Origin of the sequence: Enemella dayhoffiae, from assembly GCF_002250625.1 — a bacterium.
Taxonomy (GTDB): domain Bacteria; phylum Actinomycetota; class Actinomycetes; order Propionibacteriales; family Propionibacteriaceae; genus Enemella; species Enemella dayhoffiae.
Genome location: NZ_NMVQ01000034.1, coordinates 222,339 through 234,402 on the forward strand (window position 1 = coordinate 222,339; position 12,064 = coordinate 234,402).

Below are 12,064 nucleotides of genomic sequence, written 5' to 3' on the forward strand. Positions count from 1 at the left end.
GCGAGTCCGAAGCCTCCGGGTCCTGACGGGTCCGGGACCTGATCGTGAGGAATCATCCTGTCCACGAACGACACCCACACCGAATCCCTCAGCGACGTCGTGGCCGCCGAACTGGTGACCGACGCCGAGCCAGTCGAGGACCAGAAGACCACCTTCGCCGACCTGGGCGTGCTCCCGGAGATCAGCCAGGCCTTGGATGCCGTCGGCATCACCCATCCGTTCCCGATCCAGGCGATGTCGATCCCGATCGCGCTGGCCGGCACCGACATGATCGGTCAGGCCCGCACCGGCACCGGCAAGACGCTGGCGTTCGGCATCTCGCTGCTCCAGCGGATCACCGTCGACCACGAGCCGGGCGTCGCCCCGCAGGCGCTGGTGGTCGCCCCCACCCGTGAGCTGGCGCTGCAGGTGACCAAGGATCTTGAGGTCGCGTCCACCATCCGCAAGGCCCGCGTGCTGACCGTCTATGGCGGGGTCGGCTATGATCCGCAGTTGGACGCGCTGGCGGCCGGGGTCGACGTGGTCGTGGGTACGCCCGGGCGGCTGCTCGACCTGGTCAACCGGCGGGCGCTAGACCTGCGACACGTCAAGGTGCTGGTCCTCGATGAGGCCGACGAGATGCTCGACCTGGGCTTCCTGCCGGACGTGGAGCGCATCCTGGCGAACACTCCGGACAGCCGGCAGACGCTGCTGTTCTCGGCCACCATGCCGTCGGCGATCGCCTCGCTGGCCCGCACCCACCTCACCCAACCGGTGAACATCCGCGCCGAGCACCACGACGAGTCGCAGACGGTGCCGCTGACCACCCAGTTCGTCTATCAGGCCCACGACCTGGACAAGCCGGAGATCATCGGGCGGGTGCTGCAGGCCGCCGGGGTGGAGAAGGTGATCATCTTCTGCCGCACCAAGCGGGCCGCCCAGCGGATCGCTGACGATCTGGTCGACCGCGGATTCAACGCCGCGCCGATCCACGGCGACCTGCGTCAGGAGGCGCGGGAGAAGGCGTTGAAGAAGTTCCGTGAGGGGACCGTGCAGGTGCTGGTGGCGACCGACGTCGCCGCCCGCGGCATCGACGTCTCCGGGGTCAGCCACGTGATCAACCACGAGTGCCCCGACGACGACAAGACCTACGTGCACCGGATCGGGCGGACCGGCCGTGCCGGCGCCTCCGGTGTCGCGATCACCCTGGTCGACTGGGCCGACCTCACCCGCTGGAAGGTGATCAACAAGGCGCTCGGGTTGGACTTCGATCAGCCGGAGGAGACCTACTCGACCTCGGCGCACCTGTTCGCCGACCTGGGCATCCCCGAGGGCACCCGCGGCCGGCTCAAGGCCGCCACTCCCGTTGCCCGGGACCGGGACCGCGAGGAGGGCACCGAACGCAAGCGCGAGCCGCGCCCCAAGCGGGACCGGAACCGGCGGCGTACCCGCAACGGCGAGGTGCTGGCCTCCGGCGAGAACGGCCCCGCGCCGGAGGCCGCCACGCCGGCCCGTTCCGCAGAGGGCAACGCCGCGGAGACCAACGGCGCCGAGGGTGAGCAGAAGCCGCGGCGTCGGCGTCGGCGCTCTCGTGGCCGCGGCCGTGGAGCTGCCGGCGGCGACGGCGATGCGGCTCAGGAGACCGGCTCCGAGAACTGATTCGCGCGATCCAGCTAGGCAGGGCCGCCGCAGCGGTAGCATGCGGCCATGGACGGCACAGAGTCGTACGCCGCCGGCCCCACCGAGCCGGCCCTGCTCGAGCAGACCATCGGCGCCAACCTGGCGGCCACGGTCGCCGCACACCCCGACCGCGACGCGCTGGTCGAGTTCTGGACCGGGCGGCGCTGGACCTATGCCGAGCTCGCCGACGAGGTTGAGCGGGTCGCGCGCGGGCTGCTGGCCCGTGGGTTGACGGTCGGCGACCGGGTGGGCATCTGGTCGCCGAACTCTGCGGAGTGGGTGTTGTTGCAGTACGCCACCGCGCGGCTCGGCGTGATCCTGGTCAACATCAACCCCGCCTACCGCACCCACGAGCTGGCCTACGCGCTGAACCAGTCCGAGTGCACCATGCTGGTCGCCGCCCGGGCGTACAAGACCTCGGCGTACGCCGAGATGATCGCCCAGGTGTCGGCGAACCTGCCGTTCCTCAAGCAGGTGGTGCTGTTCGGCGAACCGGGCGACGGTGCCGCTGCGCTGCCCGAGGGGTACGCCCCAGCGGGCAAGGAGGCGTTGTCGTGGGCCGACCTGCTCGCCGCCGGGGAGTCGGTGCCGGCCGATCGGGTGGCCGAGACGGAGCGGGGGCTGTCAGCCGATGACCCGATCAACATCCAGTACACCTCGGGGACGACCGGCTTCCCGAAGGGGGCGACGCTGTCGCACCGCAACATCCTGAACAACGGATTCCTAGTCGGGGAAGGGATTCAGCTGACCCACGAGGACCGGCTGGTCTATCCCGTTCCGCTGTATCACTGCTTTGGCATGGTGATGTCGTCGCTGGCCTGTGTCAGCCATGGCGCAACTCAGGTGCTGCCCTGCCCGACGTTCGAGGCGGCCAGTTGTCTCGAGGCGGTGCAGGCCGAGCGGGCGACGGTGCTGCACGGGGTGCCGACGATGTTCATCGCCGAACAGAACCTGCCCGACTTCGACTCCTATGACCTCTCCACGCTGCGCACCGGGATCATGGCCGGCTCGCCGTGCCCGGTCGAGGTGATGAAGAAGTGCATGACGCAGATGAACATGACCGAGGTGGGCATCTGCTATGGGATGACCGAGACCTCGCCGGTGTCCACCCAGACGATGCCCGACGACGACGTCGAACACCGCTGCGGAACCGTGGGGCGGGTGCACCCTCACGTCGAGGTCAAGGTCGTCGATCCGATCGACGGCAAAACTCTGCCTCGTGGGGAAACCGGTGAATTCTGCACCCGAGGCTATTCGGTGATGCTCGGCTATTGGAACGAGCCGGAGAAGACGGCCGAGGCGATCGACGCCGACGGGTGGATGCACACCGGCGACCTGGCGGTGATGCATCCGGACGGCTATCTGAACATCGTCGGGCGGATCAAGGACCTGGTGATCCGCGGTGGGGAGAACATCTATCCGCGCGAGATCGAGGAGTTCCTCTATCAGCATCCCGACATCACCGACGTCCAGGTGGTCGGAGTACCGGATGAGAAATACGGCGAGGAGCTGTGCGCGTTCGTGATCACCCGGGACGGCAGGCAGCTGGACACCGCCGACGTGGCCGCGTTCGCCGAGGGAAAGCTGGCCAGGTACAAGATCCCGCGCTATGTGATGGTGGTCGAGGAGTTCCCGATGACCGTCACCGGCAAGGTGCGCAAGGTCGAGATGCGCTCCACCGCCGCCCAACTGCTGGGGCTCTGAACCAGTGGGCGCACTAACCGATTCATCTCCTATAGCCATCCCCGCGGTGGCCGGCGGATCTGGTAGGAGAGCTCCAGCTCTTCGAGCATCAGTCCGCGCTGCATCGGAGACCGGATCGGACTGGTCCTGAACCCGAACAATTCCGACCAACTGGAGATCCCAGCGATGAGGGGAGCTCCAGTCTTCGCGTGCGCCCTGCTGATCACCGGCGCCGCATTCCTCCTGGTCGCAGCGATCCTCACCATCGTCAACCTCGCCCTCGACTGACCGTTCCCGCAGTAGGTCGGCATGCGGAGCTTGCGGAGCAATGCCGACCGTGTCGAGGGGAACGCCCTTCACCCCTCGGAACGCTGTGACTGGAGTGACCAAAGCTTCTTCGAACTTTTCTGCCCGCACAGCCATTCCAGGCCGTTTTCGGGGCAAGACTGTCAGACCCGACTGCGTACTTGAACCATGAGCACAGCAGCCGACACCCCCACGGTGATCACCGCGGTGTCGATGCTGCCCGAACTCGACAACCTCGCACTCCTCACCGACGAACAAATCCTCGCGTTGCTGGACCGTGCGGGCAGATGGCCGCCGCGGTCGCCGCGGCTCGCGCCAAGGTGATCGCCGAGACCGAGAAGCGCGAAGCCGCCGAACGAACCCACCTGTGCTCCACCGCCACCTTCCTCACCCGGCACCATCGCCACAGCAGCCGCGAAGCACGCCGGATCGTCAAGCAGGCGACGACTCTGTTCGGATCGTGATGGACGGCAAAGGCGTCCCGATGGAGGTCGGCACGCCGCAGCGGCTGGTCACCCCCGAAATCCGGGCCGCTCTGGTGGCCCGTGACCTGGGGTGTGTGTTCCCCGGCTGCACCCACCGGAGGACTGCGAGGCCCACCACATCCAACCGTGGTGGGCGCACGGCCCCACGAAACTGTGGAACCTGGTACTGCTGTGCCCACACCACCACCGACAGGTCGAACCCGCCCGCGACCGACCCTGGAATGCCGACAACCCCGAACGCTGGGCCCTCCGCCTCGACGAAGACGGCCTCCCGTTCGTGATCCCACCGAAGTACTTCAACGCGGACCCGAAGCCCACCCGCCATGCCCGCTTCCGACACCCCAGGCCCGATGACCCCAACGCCCCCTGAGCGACCGGGTTCCCCTCAACACGGGGAACGTGAGAGACCACGCTCCGCAGGCCGACCTACTCGGGGAACGAGGCTTCGACAGGCTCAGCCGGCGCGGGAGTCCATGAGCTCGCGGAGGCGGGCGTACACCTCGGGGGACGTGGTGTTGGCGCCGAGCAGGAGGCCGGGTTTGCCGTCACCGTGATAGTCGCTGGAACCGGTTCCCAGCGCGGACAGGGAATCCGCCAGCTCGCGCAACCGGGCCCGGTCGTCTTGACCGTGGTCCACGTGGTCGACCTCGAAACCGTCCAGCCCGTGCTCGGTGACCAACCGGGTCAGCTCCTCGGGGCCGAGCACCGCGCGACTCCCCCGCCCCCAGGGGTGCGCGATCACCGCCACCCCGCCGGCGGCCCGAATCAGGGCGATCCCGTCCGCCAACTGGGTGTGATAGCGATCCACGTAGGCCGGTCCCCCCTCGGACAGGAACCGGTCGAACGCCTCGGTGCGATCCGCGACATAACCCTTGGCGACCATGGCGTCGGCGATGTGCGGACGCCCGATCGAGGGGGCGTCCCCCACGTGGACCATCACCTCGGCCTCGGTGAGCGGCATGCCCAACTCCCCCAGCCGTGCGATCATCCGCGGCATCCGGTCGTCGCGACCGGCCCGCACCTTCCGCAGCTCGGCGTCCAGGGCCGCGTTCGCCCGGTCGGCCCCGTAGGCCAACAGGTGCACCGACCTGCCGCCCAGCTCACACGACATCTCCATCCCCAGCACCAGTTCGATCCCCTCCACCTCGGCCGCCGCACCAGCCGCGGCCAACCCGTCGAAGGTGTCGTGGTCGGTCAACGCCAGCACCTGCAGCCCGGCCGCCTTCGCCTTCTGCACCACGACCTCCGGCGCGTCGGTGCCATCGGAGACCGTCGAGTGGCTGTGCAGGTCGATACCGCTTCCGTTGCTCACGCCTTCACCGTTCCGTTGTTCAGCAGGGTGCGCACCTGACGCAGCCCCACCGACAACCGGGCGAGGTCCGGCCCGGATCCGCAGATCGACTCGATGGTGGCGCGCACCTCGGCCAGGTCGCCGACCCGCTCCGACCAGGCGGCGAGCACCCGCTCCGGGTCGTCCTCCTCGGGAGCTGCGGCCAACGCCTCGGCGGTCAGCTGTGAACGCACCTGCTGCAGGTCCTCGCGCAGCGCCGCGCGTGCCATGTCGTCCCAACGCCCGAGTCGCGGCAGCGCGGAAACCCTGTCCAGCAACGTGTCCAGGGCCAGCTCCTCGGCCATCAGGAAGTGCACCCGGGCGACGGTGGTCACCGGACGGCCGGCGGCCCGCGCGGTCTGCGCCATCGGCAGCGACTCGTGCAGCACCCCGGTGGCGGCCATCACCTGGGCCAGCTCCGCGGGTACGCCACCGGACAGCAACGATTCCTCATCCTCGGCGTTTCGGGCAGCCCCTCGACCCACCAACAGCTGCGGCAGCTCGGTCTTCACCTGCTGCACTCCGTCGACGAACTCGTCGATCCGTGCCTGCACGTCGAATTTCCCGTTGCGCTGAGCCAGCAACCAGCGGGTGCCCCGCTCCACCAGGCGCCGCAGGTCCAGGCGCATCCGAGTCTGGACCGCTGCGTCGATCTGGTTGTCCAGCCGTGCGATGTGCACCTCGTGCAGGCCCACCCGGAAGATGGAGCGCGCGGCGAGCTGAGCGCGAATCACGTCGGCCGGGCTGGCCCCGGTCTCCTCCGACAGCCGGTGGCAGGCGGTGCTGCCCGAGGAGTTCACGTACCGGTTGACCGTCACCGTGGTGATGATCTCCCGGTGCAGCCGGTGCCCCGGCATCACCTCGGCGAAACGGTCCCGCAACGGCTTGGGGAAATACTGGAGCAACCGGTCGGCCAGATAGGGGTCATCCGGCAGGTCCGAGGCCAGGATGTCCTGCTCCAGCAGGATCTTGGTATAGGACAGCAGCGTCGACAGCTCGGGCAGGGTGAGCCCTCGACCGGCCTCGATCCGGCGCTCCATCTCGGAGTTGTCCGGCATGGCCTCCAGCCTGCGATCCAGCAGGCCGACCTCCTCCATCCGCTGCATCCAACGCTCGTGCATGCCCGCCATGGAGGCCGACTGGAAGGCCGCATTGGCCAGCGCCAGGTTCTGGTCATAGTTGTGCGCCAGAACCAGTTCGGCGACCTCGTCGGTCATCGACTCGAGCAGTTCCACCCGCTCGTCCTCGCTCAACCGTCCGGCGGCCACCTCGCCGGAGAGCAGGATCTTGATGTTCACCTCGTGATCGGAGGTGTCCACCCCCGCCGAGTTGTCGATGAAGTCGGTGTTGATCCGCCCGCCCACGGTGGCATACTCGATCCGCCCGAGCTGGGTCAGGCCGAGGTTTCCGCCCTCGCCCACCGCCTTGCAGCGCAGCTCGTTTCCGTTCACCCGCAGGGAATCGTTGGCCTTGTCGCCGACCTGGGCGTTGGTTTCGCTGCTGGCCTTGACATAGGTGCCGATGCCGCCGTTCCAGAGCAGGTCGACCGGCGCCTTCAGGATCGCGTTCACCAGGTCATTCGGCGCCAGCGCGGTGACCGACTCGTCGAGACCGAGCACGTGGCGCACCTGGTCGGTGATCGGGATCGATTTCGCCTGCCGGGAGTGGATTCCGCCCCCGGTCGAGATCAGCGAGGTGTCGTACGCCCCCCAATTGCCCTGGTTGTCGAACAGGCGCTTACGTTCGGCCCAGGTCCGCTCCGGATCGGGATCGGGGTCGAGGAGGATGTGCTGGTGGTTGAAGGCTGCCACCAGCCGGATGTGCTTGCTCAGCAGCATTCCGTTGCCGAACACGTCCCCGGACATGTCGCCGATGCCGACGCAGCTGAAATCCTCGTTCTGGCAGTCCACCCCCATCTCGCGGAAGTGTCGCTGCACCGACACCCAGGCTCCTCGGGCGGTGATGCCCATCGCCTTGTGGTCATAACCCACAGAGCCGCCGGAGGCGAACGCGTCGCCCAGCCAGAAGCCGCGGCGTACCGAGATCTCGTTGGCGGTGTCGGAAAACGTAGCGGTGCCCTTGTCGGCGGCCACCACCAGATAGGGGTCGTCGCCGTCGTGGCGGACCACATCGGTGGGCGGTTCCAGCTCACCGTCGACGATGTTGTCGGTGACGTCGAGCAGGGAGTTGACGAAGATCTGATAGCAGGCGCGGCCCGCCTCGAACCAGGCCCCGCGGTCCACCGCCGGATCGGGCAGCTGCTTGGGATAGAAGCCTCCCTTGGCGCCGACCGGCACGATCACCGTGTTCTTCACCATCTGCGCCTTCACCAGGCCCAGCACCTCGGTCCGGAAGTCCTCGCGGCGGTCGGACCAGCGCAACCCGCCGCGGGCCACCTCACCGAAGCGCAGGTGCACCCCCTCGAGCCTGGGCGAGCAGACGAAGATCTCGTACGCCGGCCGCGGCTCCGGCAGGAGGTCGAGTTGGCGCGGCAGCAGCTTGATCGCGACCGCCTTGCGGTCCTTCCGGAACGCGTTGGTGCGCACGATCGCGCGGATCACCGACCAGAAGGCGCGCAGGATCCGGTCGTGATCCAGGCTGTCCACCTGTTCCAGCAGTTCACCCACCCTCTCATCCGCTGCGGCGACCCGTTCCTCGCGGCCCTGTTCCGCTGCGGGGTCGAATCGGGCCGCGAACAGCTCGACCAGGGCGGCGGCCAGATCCACCTCAACCAACAGGGTCTGCGCGATGTATTCCTGTGACCACGTGGATCCCGCCTGCTGCAGATAGCGTGAGATGGTGCGCAGCCACTCCACCTGGCGCCAGGTCAACTCGGCCGAGGTGACCAGCCCGTTCAGCCGGTCAGACTCCGACTCGCCGAAATAGGCGGATCGGAAGGCGGCCATGAACCGGTCCCGCGCCTGGGGAGTCCACCGGTCGAGCGCCGACCCGCCGCCGGGGATGCCCAGACCGAAGTCATAGATCATCCCGTTCAACCCGCCGGGCAGGTTGATCTCGTAGGGGCGTTCGTCGGTGACCCTCACCCCGAGCCGACTCAGATGCGGCAACACCTCCGACAGCGTCATCGTCTTGCCGCGGCGGAACACCTTGAGCCGCAGGTCGGCCCAGTCGGCGGGCTCGTCGGGGACATAGAGCACCATCGCCATCTCGTCCTGGGCGCCGAGCTCGGCCAGTGCGCTCAGGTCCATCAACGCGTGCCGGGGGGTGAAGTCCTCCTTGTAGCCCTCGGGCAGGGCGGCCGCCAGCGGGGCCAGGCGGGCCTCCTCGGGATTGTCGGCCGCCCGCTCGGCGAAGCTGTCGTCCCAGCTCCGAGCCGCGTCGGTCAGCTCCTGCTCCAGACCGGCTACGTCGATGTCGGTGTCGGCCTGGCTCCCCACCGGCATCCGCACCACGAAGTGCAGCCGCGCCAGCACCGACTCGTTGGCCCTGGCCTCGAAGGTCACACTTTCGCCGCCGAGGCGTTTGATCAGGATGTCCTCGATGGCCGTGCGGACCTTGGTGGTGTAACGGTCTCGCGGCAGGAAAACCATGCAGGACACGAAACGTCCGTAGTGGTCCCGCCGGATGAACAGGCGTACCTGCCGCCGTTCGCGCAACCGGGCCATCTGCTCGATCAGCGGTGCCAGCACCTCCGCCCTGCCCTGGAACAGCTCATCGCGCGGATAGGACTCGATGGTGGCCCGGATCGACTTCGCCCCATGGGAGTCGGCGGCGAAACCCGAGTGTTCGAGGATCCGGCGTGCCTTGTCCTTCAGACCCGGGATCCGGGTCACCGAATCGGTGTACGCCGTGGCCGAGAACAGCCCGAGGAAGCGGCGCTCACCGGTGATCTCGCCGTCATCGCCGAAGACGCGGACCCCGATGTAGTCGAGATAGGCCGGCCGGTGCACCCGGGAGAGATGATTTCCCTTGGTCACAACCACAAGCTGCGGTTCCTTGTCAGTCGCCGGCAGCGCATGGAAGTCGTTGGCGCGTTCCTGTTCACCGCGCAGCACGCCGAGCCCGGTGCCGGGCACCGGCTCCATCCGCGGCTCGGCCCCGTCGTCGACGAGCCGGTACTCGCGATAGCCGAGGAAGGTGAAATGATCCTCACTCAGCCAGTTCAACAGCTCCATCGCGCTGCGGACGTGGGCGTACGGATAGGGCACCGGGCTGTCCTGCAGCAGCTGGACGGTTTCCTCCATCCGCCGCTTCATGGGCTGCCAGTCCTGCACCGCCTCGGCCACCTGGCCCAATACCTCGCGAAGCCCGCTCTCCAGCTCGGCGTACGCCTTGTCCGGATCCGCGCCCAGGGGTGGCACCAGCTCCAGCTGGATCCACGATTCGGCCACCGCATCCGGCTCGCCGGCCCGGTCGGTGTGCACGACCTCCACCAGCCGGCCGCGGGAATCGCGACGGACGACGAACTGGGGGTGGAACACCTCGCGCAGGTTCCAGCCCTGGCGCAGCACCTCCATCGACACGGTATCGACCAGGAACGGCATGTCGTCGTTGACCAGTTGCACCACCGCCCGGCCCACCTCGAAGCCGTCCCTTGCCTCGGTCGGCCACCACGCCCGCGATTTCAACTCACCCTGGGATCGCTGCCCGGCCAGCTTGAAGTGGCTGCGCACCATCCCGAGCAGCGTGTCCGCCGCCGCCCCGAGCACCTCGGTGGCGTCCACGTGCCGGAAGTAGTGGTTCAGAAACTCTTCGACCTGCTGTGCCTGCACCCCCAGCGCGGTGATCTCGGCCTCAGCCAACTGGGCCACCTGGCGCAGTCGTTCGGTCTTGTTGGCTTCCAGTTCCGGTGCGCTTGTCGACACTGTCGCTTTCTCGTTCCTCGGCGTGGGCGGCGAGCCGTCTGTGTGCTGTCGGACACCCCAGTGTGTCCGCGGCTCACCATACCGACGAGCAGTCCGCGGATCCGTGCCGGGTCGCGCGCCCAGTTCCGGCATGATGGCGCCATGGACATCACCAGCGCCGCGACCTATCCGGCCGAGCCCCTCGCCGTCTTCGACCTGTTCACCGATCGTTCCTTCCTGGAGGAGGTGGCCCGCGAGCAGGGGGCCACCGAGTGGGACGTCCAGGTGGTCAGCAACACCACCAGCTCACGGCGTACGCTGCCGGCTCCGCCCCAGGCGCAGAAGTTCACCGGGCAGACCTTGACCATCGTCGAGGAGGTCGCCTGGGGACCGGCCGACGGCGACGGTTCCCGCACCGGCCGACTCGCCGTGAACGTGTCCGGTCAGCCGGTGACGATGACCGGCACCGTCCGGCTGACCCCGCGGGACGGGAAGACCCTGTTCGACCTGCAGGCGGTGCTGACCGCCAAGGTTCCTCTGTTGGGCAAGAAGATCGAGCAGCTGGCGGCACCGGCGGTGACCGCCGGCTATGAGGTGCAGGAGCGGGTTGCCCGCAGGCGGCTGGGCTGAGGCCTAGCTCGCGTCCTCGGCCGGGTCGTCGCTCGCCAGCTCCACTGCGGGAACCGCGGCGGAGGTGCCGGACATCGGGTCGCTGACCTCGACCACGGCGTTGCTGCCCTCCACCAGCTCGGCGACGGCCTCGGTCGGGGCATCGGTGGTCACCACCGGTTCGGGTTCGTCGCGGTCGACGGCCGGTTCCAGGGTGACCTCTGCGGCGTACCCGCCGGTGCGCAGCAGTTCGGCGTACTCCTCGGCGGTCGTCTCGTCCTCACAGTGGATCCGAATGGCCATACCAGCAGCCTAGCGTCCCCGACTGTGCTCACGATGAGAGATGATTCGTCTTGACATGTGGAGGTTGCAGCGAGTCGGGGCATGCTGAACGGGTGAGCACCTACAACCACGGACACCACGAGTCGGTCCTGCGGTCGCACCGCTGGCGCACCGTGGACAACTCCGCGGCCTATCTGGCCGATCGGCTCACCGGCAGCGAGCACCTGCTCGATGTGGGCTGTGGGCCCGGCACGCTGACGGTCGACCTGGCCCGGCACGTGGCCGCGGTGACCGCACTCGAGACCGGCCCCGAGGAGTTGGAGCTGTGCCGCCGCGAGGCCCACGAACAGGGCCAGGACTACCTCGAGTTCGTGGTCGGTGACGTGTCGGCGCTGGCGTTCCCCGACGACACGTTCGACGTGACCCACGCCCACCAGGTGCTCCAGCACCTGATCGACCCGGTGGGCGCGCTGCGGGAGATGGCGCGAGTCACCCGCCCCGGCGGGCTGGTGGCGGTCCGCGACGTCGACTATGCGACCTTCACCTGGTTTCCGCAGAATCCGCCGCTGCAACGCTGGCTGGAGATCTATCAGGGACTGGCCCGGGCCAACCGGACCGAGCCCGACGCCGGCCGACGACTGCTGGCCTGGGCGCACGAGGCGGGTCTGCGCCGGGTGCTCCCCACCGCGACGGCGTGGTGCTTCGCCAACGACGCGGACCGTGCCTGGTGGGGCGGAATGTGGGCCGATCGGGTGCTGCAGTCCCGGTTCGCGGACCAGGCGTACGCCCGCTCTCTGGCCACCTCCGACGAACTGGCCGAGATCTCCGAGGCCTGGCGCGCGTGGGCCGAACACCCCGACGGCTGGATCTCGCTGACCCACGGCGAGCTGCTGATCGAGGTGTGA

10 protein-coding genes are annotated in these 12,064 nt (G+C 68.3%); 7 read left to right on the forward strand and 3 right to left on the reverse strand.

Annotation, left to right across the window (positions count from 1 at the left end; all coding sequences use genetic code 11):
* The first annotated feature begins 51 nt into the window (after window positions 1–51).
* The 5 genes from CGZ93_RS13700 to CGZ93_RS20130 all read left to right on the forward strand — a co-directional run bounded on the left by CGZ93_RS13700 (window position 52) and on the right by CGZ93_RS20130 (window position 4,503).
* Window positions 52–1,638, forward strand: coding sequence for a DEAD/DEAH box helicase (locus CGZ93_RS13700; protein WP_407643951.1), 1,587 nt, complete (start codon window positions 52–54; stop codon window positions 1,636–1,638).
* 48 nt (window positions 1,639–1,686) lie between these two features.
* Window positions 1,687–3,363, forward strand: coding sequence for an AMP-binding protein (locus CGZ93_RS13705; RefSeq protein ID WP_094364696.1), 1,677 nt, complete (start codon window positions 1,687–1,689; stop codon window positions 3,361–3,363).
* A gap of 453 nt (window positions 3,364–3,816) precedes the next feature.
* Window positions 3,817–3,972 carry a hypothetical protein gene (locus CGZ93_RS19015; RefSeq protein ID WP_176451766.1) on the forward strand — a complete coding sequence of 52 codons (156 nt, stop codon included), beginning with the start codon at window positions 3,817–3,819 and terminating at the stop codon, window positions 3,970–3,972.
* Complete coding sequence (locus CGZ93_RS19020; RefSeq protein ID WP_176451767.1) at window positions 3,936–4,112, forward strand: hypothetical protein; 177 nt, start codon at window positions 3,936–3,938, stop codon at window positions 4,110–4,112. The genes CGZ93_RS19015 and CGZ93_RS19020 overlap by 37 nt, the downstream gene beginning before the upstream one ends.
* 91 nt (window positions 4,113–4,203) lie before the next feature.
* Window positions 4,204–4,503 (forward strand): HNH endonuclease, encoded by a 300-nt coding sequence (locus tag CGZ93_RS20130; RefSeq protein WP_094364697.1) that lies wholly within the window; start codon window positions 4,204–4,206, stop codon window positions 4,501–4,503.
* Between the two features lie 84 nt (window positions 4,504–4,587).
* Here CGZ93_RS20130 and CGZ93_RS13715 read toward each other — a convergent pair whose 3' ends face one another.
* On the reverse strand, window positions 4,588–5,445 hold the full coding sequence (locus CGZ93_RS13715; RefSeq protein ID WP_229117454.1) for a PHP domain-containing protein: 858 nt from the start codon (window positions 5,443–5,445) through the stop codon (window positions 4,588–4,590).
* Window positions 5,442–10,289, reverse strand: a complete 4,848-nt coding sequence (locus CGZ93_RS13720) for an NAD-glutamate dehydrogenase (protein ID WP_229117455.1) — start codon at window positions 10,287–10,289, stop codon at window positions 5,442–5,444. Before CGZ93_RS13720 ends, CGZ93_RS13715 begins: the two co-directional genes overlap by 4 nt.
* Before the next feature lie 141 nt (window positions 10,290–10,430).
* Between CGZ93_RS13720 and CGZ93_RS13725 the strand changes: the two genes are divergently transcribed.
* Window positions 10,431–10,898 carry a DUF2505 domain-containing protein gene (locus tag CGZ93_RS13725; protein ID WP_094364699.1) on the forward strand — a complete coding sequence of 156 codons (468 nt, stop codon included), beginning with the start codon at window positions 10,431–10,433 and terminating at the stop codon, window positions 10,896–10,898.
* A 3-nt stretch (window positions 10,899–10,901) separates the two neighbouring features.
* Here the strand turns inward: CGZ93_RS13725 and CGZ93_RS13730 are convergent, their stop codons facing one another.
* On the reverse strand, window positions 10,902–11,180 hold the full coding sequence (locus CGZ93_RS13730) for a hypothetical protein (protein WP_094364700.1): 279 nt from the start codon (window positions 11,178–11,180) through the stop codon (window positions 10,902–10,904).
* 92 nt (window positions 11,181–11,272) lie between these two features.
* On the opposite strand from CGZ93_RS13730, the gene CGZ93_RS13735 reads away from it, so the two are divergent.
* Entirely contained in the window at window positions 11,273–12,064 is a 792-nt protein-coding gene (locus tag CGZ93_RS13735) for a class I SAM-dependent methyltransferase (protein ID WP_094364701.1), read from the forward strand.

Coding starts and splice junctions, on each gene's coding strand:
- CGZ93_RS13705 (WP_094364696.1), top strand. CDS start 1,687: ATGGACGGCACAGAGTCGTACGCCGCCGGCCCCACCGAGCCGGCCCTG.
- CGZ93_RS19015 (WP_176451766.1), top strand. CDS start 3,817: ATGAGCACAGCAGCCGACACCCCCACGGTGATCACCGCGGTGTCGATG.
- CGZ93_RS19020 (WP_176451767.1), top strand. CDS start 3,936: ATGGCCGCCGCGGTCGCCGCGGCTCGCGCCAAGGTGATCGCCGAGACC.
- CGZ93_RS13725 (WP_094364699.1), top strand. CDS start 10,431: ATGGACATCACCAGCGCCGCGACCTATCCGGCCGAGCCCCTCGCCGTC.
- CGZ93_RS13730 (WP_094364700.1), bottom strand. CDS start 11,180: ATGGCCATTCGGATCCACTGTGAGGACGAGACGACCGCCGAGGAGTAC.